A 24,433-nucleotide genomic window follows, 5' to 3' on the forward strand; every position below is an offset into this window, starting at 1 on the left:
TTTCCCTTTTTCCTGTATACTATTTTCCACTTTAACTATAGAGGCGTTTTGTGTATACACCGGTAAATCCGAAAGCGGACTTTCCCAAGCAGGAAGAAGAGGTTCTGAAGTTTTGGCGGGACAACGATACGTTTAAAAAGTCCCTCGCACAGCGCGAAGGCGCTGAAGAATATGTGTTTTATGACGGGCCTCCGTTTGCGACGGGATTGCCGCATTTCGGGCATTTTATTCCTTCGACGATCAAAGACATTATCCCGCGCTATCAGACGATGAAGGGGAAAAAAGTTGAACGCCGCTTCGGCTGGGACTGTCACGGGCTTCCCGTTGAAAATTTAATCGAAAAAGAACTCGGCATCAATTCTAAGCACGAAATCGAAGCTTACGGCGTCGAAAAATTCAACGATGCATGCCGTGCGAGCGTGCTGCGCTATACGGACGAGTGGCGGAGGATCATCACGCGCATGGGGCGCTGGGTCGATTTCGACAACGATTATAAAACGATGATGCCCGACTACATGGAATCGATTTGGTGGGTCGTAAAAGCGCTGTGGGATAAAAATCTCATCTACGAAGGAAGCTATATCCTGCCGTATTGCCCGCGCTGTGCGACGGTTCTTTCGAATCACGAACTCGCCCTCGGCTATAAGGACGTGCAGGACCCTGCGATTACGGTGCGGTTTAAGGCGACGAAAGCTCCGGATGCCATAGACGATGCGGATTTTGCAAACGGAAACACGTATTTTCTTGCGTGGACGACGACTCCGTGGACGCTTCCGTCGAACGAAGGTCTTGCGATGGGGCCGGATATCGATTACGTTAAAGTGCGCGATACCGCTTCAGGCGATTATTATATCCTTGCGGCGGCGCGCCTCGGTGCATATTATAAAGACGAAAAAGAGTATTCGATCGTCTATACCCGAAAGGGAAGCGATTTTTTAGGCGCGACCTACGAACCGCTTTTTCCGTATTTTAAACATTTCGCGGTAATGGACGACGGATCGGCCGGCGCGTTCAGAATATTCAACGGGGACTTCGTTTCGACCGAAGACGGTACGGGCATCGTTCATACGGCGCCCGGCTTCGGCGAAGACGACAGCAAGCTTTTTCAGGGTACGGGTATTCCCTGTGCCGAACCGATCGACGCCGAATGCCGCTTTACGCATGAAGTGCCCGATTACGAAGGCCGCTTCGTAAAAGACTGCGATAAAGACATCATGTCGCGTTTGAAAGCCGAAGGAAAACTCGTCAAACGGGAAACGATCGTGCACTCCTATCCTCATTGCTGGAGGTGCGCTTCACCGCTCATCTACCGCAGCATCGGAAGCTGGTTCGTAAAAGTTTCCGAAGAGCGCGACGTATTGCTCAAAGCGAATGCCCAAATCAATTGGCGGCCGCCGCACATCAAAGACGGGCGGTTCGGAAAATGGCTTTCGGGCGCGCGCGATTGGGCGATCAGCCGAAACCGCTTTTGGGGCAATCCGATTCCGATTTGGAAGTGCGATTCGTGCAAAGAATCGATCTGTGTCGGAAGCAGGGAAGAGCTCAAAGCGCTTTCGGGCGTCTATCCCGAAGATTTGCACAAACAGTTCGTAGACAAGATTACGATTCCGTGCAAAAGCTGCGGCGGTACAATGAAGCGCATTCCCGAAGTGCTCGACTGCTGGTTCGAATCCGGTTCCATGCCTTATGCGCAAAATCATTATCCCTTTGAAAATAAAGAGTATTTCGAAAAGCATTTTCCGGCGGATTTTATTTCGGAGGGTCTCGACCAAACGCGCGGCTGGTTTTATACGCTCACCGTGCTCGCAGCCGAACTCTTCGATCGCCCCGCATTTAAAAACTGTATCGTAAGCGGTCTCGTGCTCGCTTCGGACGGGCGCAAAATGTCGAAGAGTCTCCGCAATTACACGGATCCCGAAGAAGCGATTTCAAAATTCGGCGCCGACGCGATACGCCTCTTTCTCATGCACTCTCCGGTTGTCAAAGCGGACGACCTTCGCTATTCGGACGACGGCGTGCGCGATATTTTAAAAGGCATCGTCATCCCGCTGTGGAACAGCTACAGCTTTTTTGTGCAGTATGCGAATATCGACGGCATCTCCCCCGACGGACATGAATTCGATGAAGCGCTTCCGCAAAATCCGCTCGATGCGTGGCTCCTTTCGATCACGCAAAAGCTCGTCAAAAGCGTGAGCGCTTCGCTCGACTCCTACGACCTTTCCGGCGCGATCGATCCCATCGTGCATTTTATCGACGAACTCAACAACTGGTATATCCGACGAAACCGCCGCCGTTTTTGGAAAAGCGAAAACGACCGCGATAAAAAGGAAGCGTACGCGGCGCTGTACATTGCGCTCAAAACTTTTGCGCTCGCCGCGTGTCCCTTTATTCCCTTTATCACCGAAACGATTTGGCAAAATCTCCGCACGAAAAGCGATAAAGAATCGGTACACCTCGAAGACTATCCCGCATACGGCGAAAAGCTGCGGAACGAAGCGCTCGAGTTTAAAATGGAAGCGGTGCAAAAAGCCGTTTCGATGGGACACGCGCTCAGAAATCAGTTCAATATAAAAAACCGCCAGCCGCTTGAAAGCGCGGCTCTCGTAACGCGGGATCCCGAAGAAAAAAAAGTGCTTGCCGAAATGGAAGATTCCATACGCGAAGAACTCAACGTCAAGCGCATCATCTTTCACGAACGGGAAGACGAACTGGTCGAATACCGGGCGAAGGCGAATTTCCGCGTACTCGGAAAAGAAATCGGTCCGCTCATGAAAGAGGCGTCCGCAAAGATCGCTTCTCTCGATCACGAAGCCATTCAAACGATCCTCGACGGTTCGAAATTGACGATCGAAGTCGAAGGGAAGAGCATCGACCTCGACGGCACGAAAGTGAATGTCGAGCGCATCGAAAAAGACGATTTGAAAGTGCTCAACGACGGTACGCTGACGGTGGGCTTGGACACGAAGATTACCGACGAACTTAAAAAAGAAGGCTGGGTGCGCGATTTGGTGCGCGGCATACAAAATCTCAGAAAGGAAAGCGGTTTTGCCGTTACCGATCGGATCCGTCTTTCGCTTTCAGGCGATGCGGAACTCAAATCCGCGTACGAACTCTTTGCACCCTTTATCGAAAACGAAACGCTCGCCGTTTCGTCTTCTTGGCTCGCCTCCCTTTCGGGAAAGAACGTCGAAGCCGAAGATAAACTGTGGAAGGTACAAATTGAAAAGGCGTAATTTGCAGTCCGTATATGCGGCCGTTTTTGCTTCTCTCATCATCGTTCTTCTGGGATCCTGTGCGTCGCTTCCGAAAGGAGCGGAAGTCAATCCTCTGGATTTGCTTTCGGGAGGAGCGGCGTTTTATATGCGGATCCCGAAAAAAACGGACGAAGAGCTCGTCGAGCGGATTTTGAGGGCGAGCGCAGAGCATATTTCCGAAAGCGATGCGAAGCTCATTACAGGAAGAATCGATACGATTTACGCCGCGCTCACGAGGACGAAAACGAGTTTTTCGGTCGAAGCCGCCGTTTCCGGAAATATTCCGAGACGGACGGCAGGAGCCTTATTGCTGAAAAGCGCACAGTGGAAAATCGAAACCCATATACCCGAAAGAAGCATACGTCCGTATATTTATTATGCGTCGACCGGCGTTTCTCTCGCTTTTCCGTCGCCGAGTATCGTCTGCGCCGCAAACGACGTGAGGCCCATGCTTTCCGCTTTTGATGCTCACGCATACGGAGGGAGCCTTTCGCACAATGTAAGCGATGCAGTGTTCGACTGGCTCAATGTGTCGGGGAGCGAAATACGTTTTTACGCGCCGAACCCGCTTTCGTTTTTGACGATCCTCACGGGCACGAATTTAAATCTGCAGCTCAACTACGTCAAAGGCGCGATGATAGGCGACAGCGCGCATGAAGATCAGTATCTCATGTCGATCGAATTCGATTTTAATAATAAAAATGTCGTGCGCGCGGGGGAGGCGATGCTCTCTCTTGCATTCGGTTTGACGAATGCGCAAACGACGAGAAATTCGCCGACGAATATTACGGTGTCGGGTATTCGGATCAATAAGCGGCAGCTGTATAAATTGTTCGTTTTGTAAAAATATGCCGCAGAAGCCGAATGAAAAATCGGCGCGGCTTTGAAATTTTAGGCGATCGCGGAGGAACTATGGCAGGCGATGAAGTTATCTTAAAAGCGGAAGACCTCGACGGGTACTTGACGCGGCAGGATCAAATCGATTTGGATGAGCTCGATAAAATGTACAAAGAAACGATGAAGTCGTTCGATCCCGTAAACAAACAAAAGATCATCGATGCGTTCAACGCGATGGGACACAAAATGCAGGAAATCTGCGCCGGACACCCGCACATACGCGTCTATTCTTTCGTCACCGAAGAGGGTGCGCACGCCGAAGCGTCCCGCGTCATCTCCAAACTGCGCGATATAAATACGAGCCATCAGGAATTTATCTATTACAGCCAACGCGCGTATGAAATGCTGTTTCGTATGGCGTACACCGACGCGCATTCGTCGAAAAAAAATTATATGATCGTCAAAACGCCGGTAACCTATCCGGTGCAGAATTACGCCGTCCACAAAATACCCGATATCGATTCGAAAATCGAAAACGCCGTGATGTGTGTCATGCTCCGCGGTGCACTGCTTCCGAGCATGATCATATCGAAAGAGATCGAAGAGTATTCGTCGCATGATTACGTAACGCCCTTTGCGCTTTTTAAAATCAGCCGTAACGATCAAAAATCGGAAGCGGATATGGAATACGTTTTGAATTTGAAAAAATCTTTTTTCAATCTCGAAGAACTCGACGGAAAGGATTTGATTTTCGCGGACCCGATGAATGCGACAGGCGGCTCTCTCGTCACCGTCGTAAAATATCTGCAGGGACAGGGTGTCCGTCCGAAATCGATTCAATTTTTTAACACGATTTCCGCGCTCAAAGGCAGTATCCGCGTTACGCGCGCCCTCGAAAACTGCACGTGCTATACGCTGTGGCTCGATCCCGCGCTCAACACGTCCGCATACATTATGCCGGGCTTGGGGGATGCGGGTGACCGCTTGAACGGCACGGACGCAAAAGATTCGCCGCGCAATATCATGCAGCTCATCGCCGATTACGGAAGCAATATCGCAGGTTTGTACCGATCGCAGCTGTACAAAATCGAACAGACGGTGTTGGGTTGATGATGCGGAAAGCGGCTGTCCTTTTAGCGGCGTTGTTTGTCGTTTCGTGCAAAACGGGCGCGCATTTTCCGATCCCCGGAGAAGCTGCCGTCACCCGCTCATCCCTTGCCGCCGAATACATGGCGATCGCCGATGCGTACGCCGAACTCGAAAAATACGATAAAGCCGCTCCTTACTATAAGCGTGCAATGCAGGACGAAAGCCTCTATTGGACTGCGGTATACAAATTGGGCAGGATGTACGCGCTGTCGAAAAATTGGACGGAAGCCGAAAAAATCTACAAACGGCTGCTCGAGCGCGACGCTCAAAACGTGAGCATACGGATGTCGCTTGCGTACATACAAGCGATGTCGGGCGATCTGGAAGGCGCAAAGGCGGCGTATAAAACGCTCGTCGATGAAAATCCGCAAAACGAAACGGTGCTCGTAAACTTCATCGCCGTTTTGCTTTCTCAAAAAGATACGGCCGGCGCGGAAGAAGCGATCGCGCTCTTAAAAGAACGGTTTCCCGAAAGCGCATCCCTTGCCGATTACGAAAAGCGCTTGACCGATTCGAAAAAGGCGGCCGATGAAAAAGCTTCGAAAGGCGGCTCTGCGGATACAAAAGACGAAGCTTCGGAAGGAAACGCAGCGGATAAGACCTCAGCTCCTGCGGATAAAAGCGGAGCTGCCGACGGAAGCGGCGCGGACAAAAGTGCAGATGCGGTAAAAGGTGAGGCTTCTGCGGATACAAACGCATCGGCGGTAAAACGGAAGCTCTGAAGTCCGCGCAGTACCGCATATAAAGCGGATTTGTGTCAGGGGGCCGTTTACCTTTCGCCTTCGATCTCTTTTAAAATTTCATATAATTTTTTTGCCGAATTGTCGAGCGAATATTTTTCGAAAAGAGGGGCGGGGGATGAAACGGGTTCTGCAAGAAGCGCATCCAAATCGACGTCCGGCTTAAAGGGGTCGATATAGTGCGCGCAATCTCCGTATATTTCGGGTAAACTCGCGGCATTCGAGATGATGACGGGCGCGCCGCAAGAAAGCGCTTCGAGAGGCGGCAATCCGAAGCCTTCAAAGTACGACGGAAACACGAAGGCTTTACATTTTTTCATGAGTGCTTTCACTTCGCCGTCTGAAAGATAACCTGCAAGGATGATATTTTTTAATGATTTTATTTTTTCAAGTTCGGGAGGGATAACGTTTTTAAGCATCGCACCCGAAACGACGAAAAGTTCGTTCGGGTAAAGCTCCGCATGCTCCATGATCCACTTGAGATTTTTCCGGAGCGAAAGGCTTCCGAGCGTAAAATAAAATTCTTTGTTTTTCAATCCGCCGATCTTTTCAAAGACGCTTTCATCTTCTTGTATCGCATCCATGTGATTTGAACCCGAGTAGATAACGCGGATTTTTTCTTCGGGTACGCCGTAGTAATCCATAATTTGCTTTTTGCTGAAGTGCGACACGGTACAGATGAGGCGCGCTTTTTTGGCGATGCGCTTATACATCCTACACGTTTTCTTCATGATATATTTGTCTTTTGCCGTACGAAAATCTTCCGGAAAGACGCGGCAGTAGATGTCATGTAAAAAAACGATATTGTGTCCCAAAAACGGTGTTCTGTTTCCGTAGTCGAGGCAAACCGAAGGATTTGCAAGCAGATAGAGATAGAGTTTGATTTTATTTATTGAAAAAAATGGGATTTTAAAAAGACTAACCGTACGCAGATTATTAAATCGGGGAACATCCGTCGATGCCGCAGGCGGGAGGACGAGCGTGAATTCGTTCGGAGAGGAAAGCGCGTCCAAGCGTTTTGTGATTTCATGCGCAAACCGTTCTATGCCGGTCAGTCTGTCGCTGTAGAAAAGTCCGTTGATTGCAATGTTCATAGTTTTTACTCCAAGGAAACTCACACCCGGCAAGCCTTACCGTTTTCGATTTTAATTTTAAAATCGCAGTTTTCGAGCGTCGAAAGCCGGTGCGCTATCGAAATGATCGTTATTTCGCCTTTCAATTTCAGTATTGTCGACGTTATGCTTTTTTCCGTTTCGTTGTCGAGAGCGCTCGTCGCTTCATCCAAAACGAGTACCGACGGGTTTGCATACAATGCCCGCGCGATTCCGATGCGCTGCTTTTGTCCGCCGGAAAGCAGTGCGCCGCGCTCTCCGACCCGCGTATTTTCTTTTTCACTCAGCGTTTCGACAAAATCGGAAAGTTCCGCCATTTTCAATACCTTGCGTATGCGTGCTTCGGAAACTTTGTCCGCCGGAATACCGAGTGCGATATTTTCGCGGATCGAACCGTCGATCAAATAGATCGACTGCGGCACATACGCGATATTGCAAAGCCATGACGAAATATCGTCGTAAATATTTTTTCCGTCGACGAGGATCGCTCCGCTTTCGGGCGGCAGAAGTCCGAGCAGTATGTCGACAAATGTCGTCTTTCCCGCGCCCGACGCGCCGACGATTCCGACGAAGCTTCCCTTGGGAATTGAAAAAGAAATATTTTTGAATACGGTCTTTTTCGTGTTCGGATAGGAAAACGTCAGATCCCGTACGGTGATTTCCTTATCAAAGGACATTTTTTTTACGGCCGCATGCAAGCGCTTTTGCTCATCTTTATCTTTTTCGTTTTTGATTGCGAGCAGGTCGTCGTACATTTCGTTGAACAGCGGCATATTGAATTTTATCGTATTGAACAAACTGATGATTCTGTTGACGCTCGGCATAAGACGCACTGCGGCAAGCCCCAAAACGCCGAGGGAAGGTACGATCGACTGAGGATCGACTCCCGCCATGATTTTTACGATTACGAGCAGGAGTATGCCGCACACACCCGTAAGCTCGACAATGACGCGCGGCAGCTTATCGATAAACATGAATTCCCGCGCCGTATCGGAGTATTTCGTATAAGCGGCGGAAAACATTTTACAAAAGTAGTTTTCATTTTGCATCACTTTGGTTTCTTTGACGGAACCCAAGCCCTGCAAAAGCCATTTCGTATAGTCGGCCATGCAGACGTTTTGAATTTCACCCTGTCTGGTGATGCGTTTTCTGAAATATTTTAAAATCAATATGATGAGCGGCGCGATGACGCACAGAGATGCGAGCGCGATGATCCAATCCATTACAAGCAGCATGATCCAGATGATAAAAACCGTTATCACTTCGGTTATAACCGACAGTGCGGAGACGAGAATATCGGCGAAAACGATGCGTCCGCCCGCCGTTATGTTCCTCTGCAGCACGGAAGAATTGATGCTTACATGGTAGAGATACGGCTTTCGTAAATAATAGGCGTAGAGACGTTCCGTGTAGTCTTTTTGATTATCGAGCGAAAAGCGAAGATGCAGTTTTGTCTGAATAATAAGCGCAAGACTTTTTACACAATAGAAAACGATAAGAGCACCTGCACACAAAACGATAAAGCTCCGATGCGATTTTATTCCGAAAACGGAAATGATATCGAAAATCTTTTTGTGGTTTTCAAGCCAGTCCGGCCGGCCGATGATATTTATGAGAGGGTAGAGCGCACCGATACCGACCGCTTCGAATGCCGCACCGATAAACATAAAACAGATGAGTATAAAACACATACGCATCTGTTTGGGAGTAAGGATTGTAAATATTTTCAAAAAAGATTTCATGGTTTTGTTATCCGCTGCCGGTTGCCGGTCGTTTTTACCGCATCCGATTCCTTATCTGAACTGATACGGAAGTATATCCTAAAATTGGGATTTTGTCAGACTTATGTCCTAAGCAACTTCGGTATATAGCGTTTTGTCTTCGGGAACAGGAGCGGATTCAACCAGATGAAAAACAATGCTGTTTTTATAATAAAAAGTTTAAAACGGTTTGCGCCGTGTTTTCGAAAAAAATAAATCCTCGATAAATTATAATTGATAAAAGAAAAAGTTGAAAATATGCGAACAGTATCCGGTATCTCTTTTTTTGATGACGCGCCGTTCAGATGAATGATCTTGGGACCGTCGATTAAAAGCCGCTTTTTTCCTTGCCGCGCAAGCCGGTATTGAAGATCCGTTTCTTCGCAGTACATAAAATAACGCTCGTCAAAATACGCATATTCATCGTTTTTTAAGAAAAGATCCGCACCGATTATACTGTCTACTTCGCCGAGTAGTTTTTCTTTCGGCGAATTCTGATTATACGAGAATATCCGTTTTCGAAATAAAACATTGAGTAGTGTGAGCTTAAACGTCCCGTACAGGGCTTTTATCGTATCTTTCATAACGGAATCGATATCGGGAAAATCTCCGTATGAATGAATGATATGCCCCTGTGTATCGAGCAGGTTTGCCCCGAGCGCACCGATTGTATCCTTATCGATTGCATTTTCCCAGTAATCAAAAAATGTTTTTACCGCATTATTTAATAAAATCGTATCGCTGTTCAAATAAAAAACGTATTTTCCTTTGGCGGCGGCAAGGGCGCGGTTGTTTGCCGTTCCGAAGCCGAGATTTGCATTATTTTCTATTAAGCTGACTTGCGGGAATTCCGTGCGGATCATATCCTGAGAACCGTCTTTGGAACCGTTGTCTGAGACAATTACTTCGAAGTTTATCCCTTGTGTCTTTTCATATATTGACAGGAGACAGTTTTTTGTGAGTTCACGGGTGTTGTAATTTACGATGATAACGGAAACGTCCATCCTTCCGGTCCTGTAATAAAATTATTTTTTAGTTAGCGATTAACTGTGAAAAAATTGAAAATACCGATATCGAAGCGAAAAGTCCTGCGCAGATATAGTTATATAATTTCATGGCGGATTATAGTAACACAGAAATAAGGGCTGCGCAATGAGTATTCCCGTCGTGTCGCCCATGTGCGCTGTTATTGGTGAACCGTTTGCTGTTTCAGCGTTTTTTGCGCGCTTTCAACGGCCGCTTTGAACTCGCGGATAAAGCGTTCTTCGGAAAAGGAGGCGGCGTGTTGTGCGATTGTTTCGCTTTTAAATGCACCCTTTTTATCGAGCGCTTCAAAGCGTTCGATCGCCGCTTGTGCGGAACTTGCCGTCTGTTCCGAAAAAAAGACACCGGTTTCTCCGTCTTCGACCGTTTCGCAAGCTCCGCCTTTTCCGTAGGCGATGACGGGCCTTCCGCAGGCTTGTGCTTCAAGCGGCACAAGTCCGAAATCTTCTTCCGCGCAAAAGATGAGCGCTTTGCAGTTTTGCAGGTATGCGCACAGTTTTTCATCGCTTATCCTGCCGGTAAACGTGATGTTTTTTGCACCCGCCGCGCGTTTTTTTAACCTTTTTTCTTCCGAGCCCGAACCGATGACGACGAGATTTTTTCCGAGCGCTTTGCAGGCGTCTAAAGCGATATCGATTCGCTTATACGGAACGAGGCGCGAAAAGGCGACGTAATAATCGAGAGACGGATTTTTTATCGGCGTAAATCTTTTCAGATTTACCGGCGAATAGATTACTTCGGCATCCAGATTCCAAAATTTTTTGATTCGCCGCGAGATGTATTTCGAATTGGCGATTATTTTATCGATACGCTGACTGGAAATATAATCCCATGCCCTGATTTCGCTCATCCATTTGTCCATAAAAAAACGGGTGATGCGGCCGCTTCGCTTTCGGTAATCGAAAAAGAGATCCCACGCGTAACGCATCGGCGTATGTACGTATGCGATGTGCGGCACATCGGGCGGCGTGATGACGCCTTTTGCGCACGATGAAGACGAGCAGATGACGAGATCGTAGTTTGAAAAGTCAAACGATTCGAATGCTTTCGGCATAAATTTTAAAAGCTTTGTGTACAGCTTCGTCGCGAACGGAAGCTTTTGAAGCGGGCTCGTGAAAATTGTATTGTTTAGAAAATGATTTCCGATTTTTCGTTTATCGTATACGAGCGTAAAGATGTCGGCGTCGGGATAGATTTTTAAAAGCAATTCGACAAAGGATTCCGCACCTCCGTAAGTGACAAGCCAGTCGTGTACGATCGCAACTTTCACGGTTTTCTCCTATCGTATGCCCGATGCTTCGGCCTTTGTCGCCGCAGGCCACAGCTGTGTTATGCCGATGCCGACGCCGCGAAGCGAACCGCGCATTTTAATATAATCGCGTTTATACCGTTTGCCGTCCGCTTTACAAAACGTGATTTTGCAGCGAAAACAATTTCCGTCGTCGGGGTTTATGATATAGCCTCTCTTCCATCGACCCGTTCCCGCATTTTTAAGACCGTAAATCCACGTCGGACCGAATATCGGTTTTTTGTCGAGTTTGCCTTTTTCGGGAAAATCGGGGTAGGGGCCTCGTGCTCGGAAAGCGATGCTTTCGTTCGTCGCATCCTTTGCCGAAAGGATGACGCCGTACAATATGCCGTCCTGTACGAACATGTGCCAGCCGCACAGCGCTTCTCCCGTGCGCTGATTTGTCGCAATCCAATAGCCTTCGACGGGATCGCTTCCTTCATACTCTCTGTCGATCGGAGTATTTCGGTCGAAGGTCGACTCATCGTCATCCGAGTCGAAAGGTTCGGCATAACCGGGCGCCGATTCGTAATAATCGTACGGTTCGGGGGAAGAGGCGTAAAGCAAACCGACACAGATTGCCGCAACGAGGACTGCGGCAATTTTTTTTGCATGCATAAAAATCTCCTCGTGCGATACACAACTAGTCGGCAAAAAAATGCTCTTCGATCTGCAGGCAGAGCGCGTGATATATGGGTAAGTGCAGTTCCTGAATTTTATAGGTTTCGTTTTCAGGTACGACGATCGCGGCGTCGGCGAGAGGCGCGAGCTTTCCGCCGGTTTTGCCGGAAAGCGCAATCGTTTTCATCCCTTTCGCTTTTGCGACGACTGCCGCATAGACGACGTCTTTTGCGTTTCCGCTCGTCGAAATGCCTAAAAAAACGTCGCCCGCTTTGCCGTAGCCGTTAAGCTGCTGCGCAAAGAGCGCGTTGCCGTCGACGTCGTTTAAGCTTGCCGTCATGACGGCGCTTTGGTTTGCGAGCGAAATTGCGGGAAGCGAGCCTTCGAGTTTATCCGAAAGATATGCACCTGCATCGGCGTCGATTGCGGTAAGCGCGTCGATAAACGATTTTTCGATCCGGCGTTTTTTTACAAAGCTTTTTAAAAGCTCTCCGCAGATGTGATCGCTGTCGGCGGCGCTTCCGCCGTTTCCTGCGATGAGGAGTTTCCCGCCGTGTTCATAGCAGGTTTTGATAAGCTCGGACGCGAGCCGGATATCTTTTTCGCATACCGAAAGAGAGGGGTATCGCGACAGCAAAACGGAAATATAATCTATCATACTGTCGATTATATCGCATCGAGAGCGAAAAAACAATCACCCGCGCTATGCGTGTCGATACGATCTATGCGCGGTAAAAATCGAGTGCGGCCGATATGATGTCGGCGGATTTTTTATACGAATAGCGGTCGGGAAGGGGCGGAAGCGGTGTCGCATCGTTTGCGCAAAAAACGAGCTTTTCGGCCAAATCGTCCGAATCGCCTGATCTGAAAAAGGTGACGGGAAATCCCTCGTATATCTCTTTGAACACCGGGATGTCCGATATGAGCGCTTTCGTTCCGAGCGACAGCGCTTCGAGCGGCGGGAGACCGAAACCTTCATAGAGCGAAGGCTGAACGAGAAGCGTCGATGTCCGATAGAGTTCTAAAAGTTCTGCATCCGAAATGCGCCCGGTAAAGCGGACGGCGCCTTCGGGAAGGGAGGCAATTTCGCGGGCAACAGTCGTGTCGCGTGTTCGAAAATTATCGGCGTTTCCGGCGATGACGAGCGGCATATCGAAGCCCGTTTTCCGCGCTTTTTTCAGTGCGCCAAGCAAAACGGAAAGCCCCTTGTGTTTTTTTATATTGCCGACAAAGAGCAACTGTCTGATTTTGTGCACGACCTGAGAAGGTTTCGAAGACAGCCATTCCGGAAGTGCGCTGTATGTGACGACGATCGAGCATTTTTTGCAGTCAAGCGTCGCTCTGATGCGGTCTCTCGAAAATTCGGAAACGGTAAAGACTGCGCGGGATTTGTCGAGCGCGCGCTGATAAAAGTATTTCCGTGCGGCGACTCCCGCTTTCGATGTAAGGCCGGGAACGTCGAGAAAGACGACGTCGTGGATCGTCGAAAAAACGGGGATTTCGATACCGGACGGAATATTGCAATAAGGCGTATAGTACACATCGCACGAATTGATTTTTTTGCGCAATTCGCGCGGAAAGGCAAAGCGTTCGGCAAGCGAAAAGGTTTTGACGCGGCATTCGGCGGTTTCCGCATTTTCGTATTTTCCGAACGGAGCGATCGCTTCGGTATTTCCGAAAATAAAGCATTCGTTTTTTTCCAAAAAATACGGCAAAAGAGATGCGATATAAGTGCCGATTCCGCCCGAACCGAGCATGCGCGCATCGACGGCGATTTTCATCGATCAGCAAACTCCTATGGAATGCATGTATTCGCGCAGCAATACCGTAAATCGCTCCATCTCTTCGGGCCGTATGTCGCCCATATTTGCGATGCGGAACGTATCGATGTTTCCGAGTTTTCCGGGATAGATCGTAAAACCGGCTTTTTTCGCGTAATCGTGCAGGGCGGTAAAACTGTACTCGCTCGTTTCGGGGATAAGGATCGCAGTGATAAAATGCGACTGCAGTTCCGCTTTTACGAGCATCTTTAAACCGATTTCTTCGAGCGCTTTCGTCAGTATGTTCCAGCACGCAGTATAGCGCTCGAAGCGCTTTTCGATCGTTTCCTGTTTCGTTTCGATGATCGCTTGGCGCAGCGCGTAAAAAGTCTGTACCGGAGGCGTAAAGCGCGTCTGCTTCGTTTCGAGAAAATAGCGGTACTGATCGTAGAGGTTGAAATAATAATTCCGCATCGGCCAGTCTTTTTGCTTTTCGAGTTCCGATTTTTTTGCGACGACAAAACCGATGCCCGCCATACCCTGAATGTGTTTGTTCGACGTGCACGTCATAAAATCGATTCCGAGCTTTTCGAGATCCATCGGCATGCCGCCGTATGCGCTTACCGCATCGACGAGGGTGATCATACCGTACTTTTTTGCGAGCGGGCACAGAATATCGAGTCGATTTAACAATCCCGTCGTCGTTTCGTGGTAGACGATCGCGAGCGCCGCATAGTTTTCCGACTGAAAAGCGTTTTCGAGTTTTTGCGCATCGAGGGCTTCGTACGTCGAACTTTTAAACACCGTCATATCGATATCGTATATCTTTGCTATCTTCGCCAGTCGCTCTCCGTAAGAGCCGTTGTCGACGACGAGCAGTTTGCCCCTCGGCGGCACGCACGAAGAGATCATCGCTTCGTCGGCTCCGGTGCCGGAACAGCCGAACATGACGGTCGCGTACGAGTCTTCTTTTGCGACAAATCTCGTGAGCTCTTTCGAGCACCACTCCATGAGTTCTCCGAATTCGCTCTCGCGCGGGCAGATATCGCTTACGACTTGCGCGTATTTTACGCTGTCGGTCGTCGTCGAAGGCCCCGGGTTCAAGAGCACTTCGCGCCGGATATTTTGCAACTCTTCGTTTTCGGCGATGCGCGGCCATATCGTTTCGATTGCGCGGGTGAACATCGCTTCGTCGTCGATCTCCGTCCACGCATAATACTGCACGGTGCGCACATAGATCGGCGTTTGCTGTGCGACGGCTTTAAGCACCTGTTCGTAATCGATTTTTATATGTGCCGGAAAATCTTTTCGGTAGTACGCCGTCATTTCATCGAGCGTTTTTTTGCCGAGTTTTGTGATGCCGACGAGTTCGCCTGCGACGGAGGAAATTTCGCTTCGGTTTTTGCTCACGTTTTTGAGCACGCCGTTTTCGTCGGTTTCGAGGTACACTTCATCTTTGCTGTTCGTCGGGCCTGATGCGAGGATGACGTTTTCGCGCGCATCGTTTGCGAGCACTTTTAATCCGACGGCGTCGTAGATAAGATCGCTTTCGAGCAGAAAAAAATCTCCGGTGACGAGCGGCGCGCACACTTCAAGCGTTCCCATGCTGCTCGTCTTCGCGTAATCGTCGTTCCGTACCGTCACGATGCACGGGTATTTTTTTGCGAGCCGGTCGTACCATTCGCTGCAGTGTCCCGTACCGATGATGATGCGTTCGACGCCGTTTGCGATGAGTTTCCGCACCGAACGCTCGACGATCGCCTCTCCTTCGATTTCGATAAACCCTTTCGGCATCGCTTCAGTCCGTCCGCCGAAGCGCGAGCCCAATCCTCCCGCGACGATAACCGCTTCTTTGATCATACATTCCTCCTCAGCACTTCCATAAACGCTTTTTTATTTTCCCGAGGCGATGTCGTCGGACGTCCCAAATCCGCTCTCGCACCTTTTCGTATCTTTACTTCGATAAACGCCGTCTTTTTTTCGGAGAGCGCGTTTTTGAGGGCGGCTTCGAGTGAAGCGGCATCCTCTACCGAATACGTATGCGCGTAGCCGCAGGCTTTTGCAATTCCGGGAAGATCGATTTTTAAACCGACCGTCGGTTGACCTCCGACCGAATCGTGGGCGCCGTTGTTGAGGACGACGTGTATCATATTATCCGGCTTTCGCACGCCGATCGTCGCAAGTCCGCCCATCTGCATGATAGCCGCTCCGTCGCCGTCGAGACAGATGACGAGCCGATCCTTTTTTTGCATGGCGATCGAAAGCGCAATTTGCGACGCGTGCCCCATGCTGCCGACGGTGAGAAAATCGTTCGCGCCGCTCATGCCGTGTTTAACGCGGAGCTCGAAGAGTTCGCGCGACGCCATGCCCGTCGTAGAAACGAAGACCGCATCTTTCGGAGAATGCAGCACGATGCGCTCTATTGCGTCTTCCCGTGTCATCTCCGCATCGGAAGAGGTTTTATTTTTGAGCGCGTAAGGCGCAAACGTATCTTTTTTTACGACAAAGGCAAAGGGCGCCGACGCTTTTTCCGTACATGCGTAACAGTAATCGATTTGCTTATTAAGTTCGTCTTCGCTTTCCGCCGTAACGACGTAGGGGATGCGCATGGCGTCGAGCAGGGCGAGCGTCACTTTGCCCTGTTTTATATGTTGGGGTTCGTCGTGGACGGCCGGCATACCCCTCCATCCGATGAGGAGGACGAGCGGCACGGAATAGACGTCGCTGTCCGCGAGGGATAAAAGCGGGTTCACCGCGTTGCCGAGTCCCGAATTCTGCATATAGACGACGGGCGTCTTTCCCGTCGCCAAGTGCCAGCCCGACGCGAGCGCAAGCGCACAGCCTTCGTTTGCCGCGATGATGTGTTTGTCTTCGGGAGCCGTGTCCGTCACATAGGCGCAGAAATTCTTTAAAAGCGAATCGGGTACTCCGGTAAAAAAATCGGAGCCGTGCTTTTGCAAAAGATCGTAAAAATATTCCGGTCGAATCATAGGTACCGCCTTAAGTTATTTTGTTCCGGGGATGAGCTCGAGTATCTGCTTGATCGGCATGCACAGTTCGTTCGCTTCGAGGGAACGCTCCGAGAGCAAAATCGTTTCCGCGCATTTTTTCATCGCGGGGTAAGCCGCACGCAGCATGTGGTTTGCATAGATGACGATATTTGCACCCCAAGAGGCGAGTTCGGTTTCGGTAAACTGATTGTATGTTGTCGGAACGAGCACGAGCGGAATATTCTTGTATTCTTTTCGAAATTTTTCGCAAAACGTTCTAATGTCTTCTCCCGATTTATCTTTGCTGTGGATCATAATGCCGTCGGCTCCGGCTGTGACGCTCGCAAAGGCTTTTGCAAGCGCCTCGTCGACCGAACGGCCTGCGATGATCTCTTCGATGCGCGCGATGATCATAAAATCCTTTGTCACCTGCGCTTTTTTTCCTTCGCTGATTTTATGGCAGAACTCTTCTTCGGTCGCGAGCTCCTGCTTTACGTCCGTCCCGAACAGCGAATTTTTTTTGAGACCGACTTTGTCTTCGATGATGACCGCCGAAACGCCGTTCCGTTCGAGCGTGCGCACCGTAAACACGAAGTGCTCCGTGATGCCGCCCGTGTCCCCGTCGTAGATGATCGGCTTTGTCGTGCATTCGAGGATGTCGGTGAGACTCTGCAGCCGCGTCGTCAAATCGACCGCTTCTATGTCGGGTTTGCCTTTGTCCGTCGAATCGGTGAGGCTCGACGACCACATGCCGTCGAAGCGGTGGATGCCGTCGTCTTTCGTCACTTCGGCGTTTTCGACGATGAGTCCGCTCAAACCCGAATGCGCTTCCATGATGCGCACGACGGGCTTTGCGGCGATGAGGCGGCGGAGGCTTTTTAAGCGGATATCGGGCGTCGTTCCGATCGTCTTTGCGCCTTCGACGAGGGCGGTCGAATTGATTCCTTGCGTATACGGGATTTCGATCACTTCGCCGCCCCACGCTTTCATCGCTTCGAACACTTCATCTCGTATTTTGCTTAAATAATTCGATTTCCAATCGTCACCGTGAATTATATAGTCCGGTTTGTATTTTATTAAATTCGGCACGTAGCTCCACGCTTCCTGCGGCACGACGCGCGAAACACCTTTGATGCTTTCGACGACCGCTTTGCGCTGTTCGTACGTTAAGTAGGGGAGGCGCTTGTGCGAGACGATAGCCGAATCGGTGAGCAATCCGACGATGAGCTCTCCTCTCTTTGCGCCTTCGTTGATGATGTTGATGATGCCGGGATGGATGATGTCACCCGTTATGCCGAGGTATACCGTTTTACTCATAAATATATCGCTCCTCTGAAAACTTCTGTCGCATGCATATCGTCTGTTATCGAATTACAACTTTTCAAAGATTACCGGCACTGAAATTCAAATGTAAAAAGTATACCGGTAACGAAATATTGCCGCAACCTGACGACTCACACGGCGGCTTTTAACGCATTTACGGTTTCGATCATAAAGTCGGCGATATTCGCGCCGGCTTTGCCTTCGTACATCCATGCCTCTTCTTTCGCTTCTCTGCGTGCTGCGGCAAGGGAAGGGCTGTCGCTCGCGTTTTGAATAACGTCTTTGATCGACGGAAAATCCGCTTCTTCGAGTTTGATGCCGATCTTTTTCAGCATCGCAAACTGCCACAGCTCTTTTTGCAGATCGTAGGCGTCGTAGGGACGCAGATCGATATCGGCGTTGACGTACATGACCGGTTTATCGCATAAAAACGCATAATCGAATATGATACCTGAAAAATCGGAAATCATGATATCCGCTTTTTTCATCGCGTAAATATTGTCGCGGTTGTAATCCCACTCGACGTTTTTGCTGTCTTTGTATCTCTTTTCGAGACGGTCGAGCATATCGGCTTCAGACTTTTTCGACTGCGGGTGCGGACGTACGATAATGCGCCATCCCGTCGCGGCAAGCGGATCGAGAAGACCTTCGCCGTATTTTTTCAAAACGCCGACATCTCCCCACGACGGAGAGACGAGCACCGTAAAGACGTGATGTTCTTCTTCGGGAATCGCTTTGATCTTTTGCGCAAGCACGTCGAGATAGGTACAGCCGACGGTGACGAGCTCTTTTTTTGCGATGTTTCGCTGAGCTTCGAGCGCACGAATGTCCGCTTTTTGATAATCGCCGGTGAGCAGCACGGAATCGAAGTAATCGAGGCCGAAGAGGCGGTACGTCGTCGCGTCGTTCGGCATGTGGAGCACGTGCGAATAATGACCTACGTTTTTGCTGCGCTTGAGCTGATACACGTTGAGGCCGGGCGTCGTCATCAAAACGATGCCTGCGCTTAAAAGGTTGAGGCGTGCAAATGCGGCGTTTCCTTCGCCGATATATTCCGCTTTAACAAATTGATACTGCCGTTCGAAAACAGGATCGTCTTCGGCCGATGTGTAGTAGACGAGGGGAAGCCGCCGTTTTTCGAATTCGTCCGCGACGGGTTTAAAGACGTTCCAATATTGCTTTCCTTCGCAGTAGACGACGTACTGTTTATACGATGCGTCGGCGGATTGCGCTCCTTTGCCTCGGTTTCCTGAAAAAAACAATTTCAGTTTTAAAAGCGCCGCTTTGCCGAGAAAAAAAAGCGTCGCAGCCGCTCCGATGAGGATCGAAAAGAGCATACTGCCCGTTCCCGGATCTATATATAAAAATAAAGCCGTCTGCATAATTACTCCCGTAAAAACTTTTTTATTGCGTATAAATAGTATTTTATCACGGATCGCCGTTTCAATCAATAAAACGTGTATTGCCTTACAGGGCTTACGCATGAGAATCTATATTCCTCAAAAAATAACCATTACCGTAAAAAATCGGCTGCACTCCCGGCAGCAGCCCTGCCGTTCGCCGCGGCAGACCGTGATTGGAATCGGACTGCGCGAACTTTTTTACCAAAAAGTTCGCTTGCCATCGGTCTGAGCGGCTCGGCGGCATTGCCGCTGCCTCGCGTTCCGCCTTTTTTATTTTATATTATGTCTCTTTTCTGTGTATACATTTTTCATGCGTAATCCCTGTATTGCCTTACATTTACAGTCGGCATTTTTTATGTTAAATTATTGTCGTGTTTGGAAAATTATCCCGTATCGTTTTGCTGCTTTTCTGCATCGCCGTTTTGCCGTGTCGTGCGGAAGACGGCAAAGAACACAGCGAAACCGAAAAGTCTCTTGCCGTTGCAAAGCCCGGTGTTCGCGGCTTTTTTATCGCATCGGCCGAAGTGCTCGGCGTAAATTTCGCCGTAAACGCGTTCGACAGCATCGTACTCAATGCGGATTTTGCCAAGACGAATCCGTCATTTATGTGGAAGCATCTTTCAAGCGGCAAGTGGGAGTTCGATCAAAATACCTTCGCCGTCAATCAATTCGCGCACCCTTATGCCGGTTCTCTCTATTTCAACGCGGGCAGAGCGAACGGTTTTAATTTTTATCAAAGTTTTTTGTTTTCCGCAGCCGGTTCTCTTTTTTGGGAACTGTTTATGGAAACGAGTCTGCCTTCGATCAACGATATGATCGTAACGCCCTTTGCGGGAGCGCTTTACGGAGAGATGCTGCACCGTCTTTTTTTGTCGACGAAGGGACGGCTTAAACCGCTTTCGTGGCTCATAAGTCCTCAAGATGCGTTCAACCGCTTTGTAACGGGAACGAAAGCTCCCGAAGTATCGGGCGGAGTGGAATCGATCGAGCTTTTTTTCAGCATCGATCTTTTTTCGAATTTTATTAAATTTTCCGATACCTACGATAATGCGGGCGGCATCGATGTCCCCGTTTTTGCAAGCGGCGTAAAGGCCGTCTACGGCGATCCTTATGCTCATAAAACCGAAGCTCCCCTCGATCAGTTTACGCTCGATCTTTCGATTGCCGGATTTATCGACTCATACTGCGTGAGAGTTTTTGCGAACGGTCTTTTGTATTCCGTTCCGATATTGACCGAAGGACGCGCGAAGTCGACTTTCGGCGTTGAAGCGGTCTACAATGTCATTTTCGCATCCGATATACACTACGCGACGGCCGCGGGCGGCGCGGGAATCAAACAGCTCATAGCGTCGACAGATGAAAAGTGGAATTTTAAATGGGAAGCCTTTGCCGGATGGGATATCATCAATGCGACTGAAAACAATTATTATATGAAAAAATTGGCAAATTATAAAAAAGATTCGAAGCGGACTTACGATTATTATACCGGCGCGTATGCCGGACTCGGAATAGCGATCGAAAACAGGCGATTCGGTACGTTTCAAGCGTCGGTGCACGGCGATTTTTTATTTAAATTGCCGGACGGAAAAAGCGGATACGGAGGAGCGCTCTTTGTGCAGTACGCCGACATAGGCTACGAACACGCGCTTTGGAAAAATTTTTCGATCGGCGCTCGGGATTTTATATATCATAAATGGAATCTTTACGACGATGCTCCTCACGTCGAATTTATTTCAAACAACGTACGGCTGTACGGAAAGGCGGTTCTATGAAAAAAACGATACGGCTCGCGGCTTGTGTACTTTTATTGTGCGTTTGTGCGGCTCTTTACGCGCAAGCGGATGGGAGCGCCGGCGCTGAAACCCGAACGATCGATTTTACCGAAAAGGATGCGCCATCTTTTACAGAAGCGGATGAGGGCGATGTCGGCAAAAAGGTCGAGCGCGATTTCAAAAAGGCGGAATTTACCGAAGCCGATTTTCGGCACGGCGCGATCGCCGCAGGCGAAGTTTTTTCGTTCAATATTTTCATAACGACGTTCAATCGAATTATCACGCGATCGCCGTTTGCAGATATTTCTCTTGAAACGATGGGGCACAATATCACGCATCCGTGGGTGTGGGATCAGGACGAATTCGAAATAAACCAAATCGGCCATCCGTATCAGGGATCGATTTATTTTGCGGCGGGCAGGGCGAACGGTTTTAATTTTTGGCAATCGTTTGCGTTTGCGGCATTCGGCTCGCTCATGTGGGAATATACGATGGAAAACGAGCCGCCATCGTTCAACGACTTTATCCATACTCCGATCGGCGGAAGCTTTTTGGGCGAAATGTTCCATCGCATCTACCTTTCGCTCGACGACAAATATCCCTATCTTTCGTGGATCGCAAGTCCTCAGGCGGCTTTCAACCGGCTCCTCACCGGAGAAAAAGCTCCGAGAGAGGAAGGCGGGATCGAAGAGTTTTCACTTCGATTGTCGGCCGATCACATCGACAGCGCGTTCGGCTTTTCCGACAACGCATATCAAGACAAAGGCTACCGCAATGTCGTCTCCGGCGGAATCGGTTTCGACATCTTATACGGAAACCCATACGTGCGCGACGTAAAAAAGCCTTTCGAGCGGTTTACGCTTTCGACCGATGCGAGTTTTGACGGAAATTATTACGACATAAAAATATTTGCAGACGGCTTTTTGCGCTCGTGGGTTTTTGAAGCGAACGATGCCGTTGCGACGACGCTCGCTCTCGATCTTTCGTACGATTTTATCATGGCGACGGATTTGAATTATCAAAACAATTCGTTCGGTTTTTCGGTTCGTCAAAGATACGCTTTACCGCACAAGTGGACGATCGAGTGGAAAAGCGGCATGGGAGCTACATATTTGGGCGCGTCGGATTATTATTTTAATCTCAAAGCGAACAAACGAAAATCGAAATACGACGGAAGCGAACAGCGCCTCTACGATTTGGGAATCGGCGGAAACGCAAAGACGGGATTTAAAGCGGCGAACCTTTGGGCGGGAACTTTTTTTCTCGAAGGAGCGTTCAGCGCGTTTTATACGATACCCGGTTCCGCTCCTCCCGAAGGTTCTTCGGGATACAACCTTATCTGGTACGGAAACGCAGCCTACGAACACTGCGTGTATAAAAATTATTATGCGGGCTTGTCGTTCTTCTTGTATCAAAAATTCGGATTTTACACAAAGGGATCCGACGTCTTTCAAACGACAAGCGATTGGAAACTGTACGTAAAGCGTTATTTTTAAAATCCTGCATACGCATCGCGCGGAGAAAATGCGCCCGCACTCTACGGCGAACGCATGATCCCGTACGAATAAAACCTCGACATTCCGTTCGAATATCATTATCATAGCGATATGATAAGTGCGAAAAAAATCTGCGCGCTGTGTATTTTTCTGTCGATTTCGCATTTTTGTTTTGCGAAAATTCACAGTTCTCAGCAGCTCATTCCGTCGGGGCATTGGATATACGACGCCCTGTATATGCTGAACGCCGAATCGGGAAGAACGTCTCTTGCGGACAACGCGCCCCTTTCGGCTGCGGAAATCAAAATGTATTTGGATGCCGTCGATGAAGACGCTCTTTCGGCATCGGGAAAAAAACTCTATGAAAGAGCGCGGGATTTTCTAAAGCGCAACGGTTTTCTTCTGAAATGGGAAGAAGTATCTTTCGACTTCAATGTCATTGCGAAACCCGCTCTTATGTACAAAAGCAATAAAGCTATCGACTGGACGTTTGCAAGCGATTATACCGGACACGAGGGACCGAAACCCTACGGTGCCGCATCGTCGTTTATCGGAAGCGATGCGGCGGATCCGTTCATTACGCTGCCGCTTGCGCTTTCTTTCGGCGATTATATCGTTTTGGCCGCCGATCCGTTTTTCGGTAAAAGTTTTTGGGCTATGTCGAACGACCGAAATTTTATCAATTTTCCGTACAACTTCAGCGATATGGAATTCCTTTGGCCGCGAAACGCGTACGGAAGCGTCGGAGCGTATTTTAATAACTGGGGCGTCAACGTCAATATCGCGCGGGCAGGAATGCGTGTCGGAAAAACGCAGACCGGCAGCGTCATCTACAATTCGACGTTTGAAACCGACGCCTATGTGCAGCTCAACCTCTATTCGCCGTATATAAGGTACGGCATGTATGTTTCTGAAATTTCAAAAGACAAGTTCATGTATATTCACAGGATTGAAGCTGTGCCTTTAAAATGGATACGGCTGGGCGTGCTTGAAGGAACCCTCGTCGCCCGTCCTTTTGAATTCCGTTTTTTAAATCCGCTTATGATTATGCACTCGTTCGGCGCATGGAGAGAATATATCAGCCCGAAAGAAGAGCCCTATTACGGTGAGGCGTACGTCTGTGCATATATGGGAATCGATTTCGATATCGTGCCGTGTAAAAATGTGCGCATATACGGATTGTATGCGCAAAACGAAATACAGTCGTCGCTTGAACTCAACAACGATACGGGAAGAGCGATGCCGGACAGTTTCGGTGCGCAGCTCGGCGTAGAGCTGACCTTTCCCGAAAGCGGGTGCGGCTATTGGATTGCGACGACGGAAGCCGTTTATACGACGCCGTTTTGCTATATCAAACAGGGCGCCGAATGGTCGCTGTACCGCTCCCGCCTCGATATGCAGAGCAATACGGAGATACCGATCTGTTCATGGATCGGCACTCCGTTCGGGCCGGACTGTATCGGAGCGCAGGCGAGAGTGGGCTACGTGCAGCCGGGCAAATGGTCGGCGGATTTCGAATACCTCTTTGTCGCGCACGGCACGAACTCGTTCGGTCTCTTCGGAAACGAGATCGACGTAGAAGGCGGCAAAAAGTATTACAGCTATTATCCGTCCGTGCTGTATAAGATATATAAAAAAACGGGCGGCACACAGGGGCTTTCCGCTTCCGATGCCGCTTCGCTCGCACGCACCCACCGCCTTACGGGGATCGTGCAATATACGAACTGCATTACCCTAAAAGGAAACTATATTTTAAATAATCATTTTCAATTCGGTGCGCAAACTTCGTATACCTTTGTTTTTAACAATAAAAACGTGAGCGGCTCCTTTGCACACGGCGTCGAGCTTTCCTTTTCGTGCACGTATACGATGCTGTAACGATTG

The 24,433-nt window shown here is 49.3% G+C and carries 18 protein-coding genes; 7 read left to right on the top strand and 11 right to left on the bottom strand.

The annotated features are described in order from the left end of the window. Positions 1-50 precede the first annotated feature (50 nt). From ileS to HRI97_RS05615, 4 genes are all read left to right on the top strand, one after another. Positions 51-3,233, top strand: a complete 3,183-nt coding sequence (ileS, locus tag HRI97_RS05600) for an isoleucine--tRNA ligase (RefSeq protein ID WP_253727168.1) — start codon at positions 51-53, stop codon at positions 3,231-3,233. Next, positions 3,220-4,098 (top strand): TP0453 family lipoprotein, encoded by an 879-nt coding sequence (locus HRI97_RS05605; RefSeq protein WP_253727169.1) that lies wholly within the window; start codon positions 3,220-3,222, stop codon positions 4,096-4,098. Before ileS ends, HRI97_RS05605 begins: the two co-directional genes overlap by 14 nt. A 68-nt stretch (positions 4,099-4,166) precedes the next feature. Continuing rightward, a complete protein-coding gene (locus HRI97_RS05610) occupies positions 4,167-5,201 on the top strand; it encodes a uracil phosphoribosyltransferase (RefSeq protein WP_038081520.1) in 1,035 nt (344 codons plus the stop codon). After that, positions 5,201-5,962, top strand: a complete 762-nt coding sequence (locus HRI97_RS05615; protein ID WP_253727170.1) for a tetratricopeptide repeat protein — start codon at positions 5,201-5,203, stop codon at positions 5,960-5,962. Before HRI97_RS05610 ends, HRI97_RS05615 begins: the two co-directional genes overlap by 1 nt. Before the next feature lie 47 nt (positions 5,963-6,009). Here the strand turns inward: HRI97_RS05615 and HRI97_RS05620 are convergent, their stop codons facing one another. From HRI97_RS05620 to HRI97_RS05670, 11 genes are all read right to left on the bottom strand, one after another. Beyond that, positions 6,010-7,074: a glycosyltransferase family 4 protein gene (locus HRI97_RS05620; RefSeq protein ID WP_253727171.1), complete on the bottom strand. Its 1,065-nt coding sequence runs from the start codon at positions 7,072-7,074 to the stop codon at positions 6,010-6,012. Between the two features lie 20 nt (positions 7,075-7,094). Further along, positions 7,095-8,834: an ABC transporter ATP-binding protein gene (locus HRI97_RS05625; protein WP_253727172.1), complete on the bottom strand. Its 1,740-nt coding sequence runs from the start codon at positions 8,832-8,834 to the stop codon at positions 7,095-7,097. Between the two features lie 101 nt (positions 8,835-8,935). Continuing rightward, on the bottom strand, positions 8,936-9,856 hold the full coding sequence (locus tag HRI97_RS05630) for a glycosyltransferase family 2 protein (RefSeq protein WP_253727173.1): 921 nt from the start codon (positions 9,854-9,856) through the stop codon (positions 8,936-8,938). A 182-nt stretch (positions 9,857-10,038) separates the two neighbouring features. Further along, a complete protein-coding gene (locus HRI97_RS05635) occupies positions 10,039-11,166 on the bottom strand; it encodes a glycosyltransferase (RefSeq protein ID WP_253727174.1) in 1,128 nt (375 codons plus the stop codon). A gap of 9 nt (positions 11,167-11,175) precedes the next feature. Next, positions 11,176-11,802 (bottom strand): DUF2147 domain-containing protein, encoded by a 627-nt coding sequence (locus HRI97_RS05640; protein ID WP_253727175.1) that lies wholly within the window; start codon positions 11,800-11,802, stop codon positions 11,176-11,178. Positions 11,803-11,827: 25 nt separating this feature from the next. After that, positions 11,828-12,463, bottom strand: coding sequence for a D-sedoheptulose-7-phosphate isomerase (locus HRI97_RS05645; RefSeq protein ID WP_253727176.1), 636 nt, complete (start codon positions 12,461-12,463; stop codon positions 11,828-11,830). Positions 12,464-12,527: 64 nt separating this feature from the next. Beyond that, the gene (locus tag HRI97_RS05650) at positions 12,528-13,586 is read right to left on the bottom strand and encodes a glycosyltransferase family 4 protein (RefSeq protein ID WP_253727177.1); all 1,059 of its coding nucleotides are present in this window, start codon (positions 13,584-13,586) and stop codon (positions 12,528-12,530) included. 3 nt (positions 13,587-13,589) lie between these two features. After that, a complete protein-coding gene (locus tag HRI97_RS05655) occupies positions 13,590-15,425 on the bottom strand; it encodes a 2-aminoethylphosphonate aminotransferase (RefSeq protein WP_253727178.1) in 1,836 nt (611 codons plus the stop codon). Beyond that, entirely contained in the window at positions 15,422-16,555 is a 1,134-nt protein-coding gene (gene aepY / locus HRI97_RS05660; protein WP_253727179.1) for a phosphonopyruvate decarboxylase, read from the bottom strand. Before aepY ends, HRI97_RS05655 begins: the two co-directional genes overlap by 4 nt. Before the next feature lie 15 nt (positions 16,556-16,570). Beyond that, positions 16,571-17,872, bottom strand: coding sequence for a phosphoenolpyruvate mutase (gene aepX / locus HRI97_RS05665; protein WP_253727180.1), 1,302 nt, complete (start codon positions 17,870-17,872; stop codon positions 16,571-16,573). A gap of 137 nt (positions 17,873-18,009) precedes the next feature. Next, complete coding sequence (locus HRI97_RS05670) at positions 18,010-19,260, bottom strand: CDP-glycerol glycerophosphotransferase family protein (RefSeq protein ID WP_253727181.1); 1,251 nt, start codon at positions 19,258-19,260, stop codon at positions 18,010-18,012. 392 nt (positions 19,261-19,652) lie between these two features. On the opposite strand from HRI97_RS05670, the gene HRI97_RS05675 reads away from it, so the two are divergent. From HRI97_RS05675 to HRI97_RS05685, 3 genes are all read left to right on the top strand, one after another. Next, entirely contained in the window at positions 19,653-21,053 is a 1,401-nt protein-coding gene (locus tag HRI97_RS05675; RefSeq protein ID WP_253727182.1) for a DUF3943 domain-containing protein, read from the top strand. Then, positions 21,050-22,549, top strand: a complete 1,500-nt coding sequence (locus HRI97_RS05680; RefSeq protein ID WP_253727183.1) for a DUF3943 domain-containing protein — start codon at positions 21,050-21,052, stop codon at positions 22,547-22,549. Before HRI97_RS05675 ends, HRI97_RS05680 begins: the two co-directional genes overlap by 4 nt. A 111-nt stretch (positions 22,550-22,660) precedes the next feature. Next, entirely contained in the window at positions 22,661-24,427 is a 1,767-nt protein-coding gene (locus HRI97_RS05685; protein WP_253727184.1) for a hypothetical protein, read from the top strand. The last annotated feature ends 6 nt before the right edge of the window (positions 24,428-24,433 follow it).

Origin of the sequence: Treponema socranskii subsp. buccale (assembly GCF_024181585.1) — a bacterium.
Taxonomy (GTDB): Bacteria; Spirochaetota; Spirochaetia; order Treponematales; family Treponemataceae; genus Treponema_D; species Treponema_D buccale.

Bases quoted from the DNA above. Each gene is read 5' to 3' on its own strand.
- HRI97_RS05615 (WP_253727170.1), top strand. From the start codon at position 5,201: ATGATGCGGAAAGCGGCTGTCCTTTTAGCGGCGTTGTTTGTCGTTTCG.
- HRI97_RS05685 (WP_253727184.1), top strand. From the start codon at position 22,661: ATGATAAGTGCGAAAAAAATCTGCGCGCTGTGTATTTTTCTGTCGATT.
- HRI97_RS05680 (WP_253727183.1), top strand. From the start codon at position 21,050: ATGAAAAAAACGATACGGCTCGCGGCTTGTGTACTTTTATTGTGCGTT.
- HRI97_RS05610 (WP_038081520.1), top strand. From the start codon at position 4,167: ATGGCAGGCGATGAAGTTATCTTAAAAGCGGAAGACCTCGACGGGTAC.
- HRI97_RS05630 (WP_253727173.1), bottom strand. From the start codon at position 9,856: ATGGACGTTTCCGTTATCATCGTAAATTACAACACCCGTGAACTCACA.
- HRI97_RS05655 (WP_253727178.1), bottom strand. From the start codon at position 15,425: ATGATCAAAGAAGCGGTTATCGTCGCGGGAGGATTGGGCTCGCGCTTC.
- HRI97_RS05625 (WP_253727172.1), bottom strand. From the start codon at position 8,834: ATGAAATCTTTTTTGAAAATATTTACAATCCTTACTCCCAAACAGATG.
- HRI97_RS05620 (WP_253727171.1), bottom strand. From the start codon at position 7,074: ATGAACATTGCAATCAACGGACTTTTCTACAGCGACAGACTGACCGGC.
- aepX (WP_253727180.1), bottom strand. From the start codon at position 17,872: ATGAGTAAAACGGTATACCTCGGCATAACGGGTGACATCATCCATCCC.
- HRI97_RS05670 (WP_253727181.1), bottom strand. From the start codon at position 19,260: ATGCAGACGGCTTTATTTTTATATATAGATCCGGGAACGGGCAGTATG.
- HRI97_RS05640 (WP_253727175.1), bottom strand. From the start codon at position 11,802: ATGCATGCAAAAAAAATTGCCGCAGTCCTCGTTGCGGCAATCTGTGTC.
- HRI97_RS05650 (WP_253727177.1), bottom strand. From the start codon at position 13,586: ATGAAAATCGCCGTCGATGCGCGCATGCTCGGTTCGGGCGGAATCGGC.
- HRI97_RS05645 (WP_253727176.1), bottom strand. From the start codon at position 12,463: ATGATAGATTATATTTCCGTTTTGCTGTCGCGATACCCCTCTCTTTCG.
- aepY (WP_253727179.1), bottom strand. From the start codon at position 16,555: ATGATTCGACCGGAATATTTTTACGATCTTTTGCAAAAGCACGGCTCC.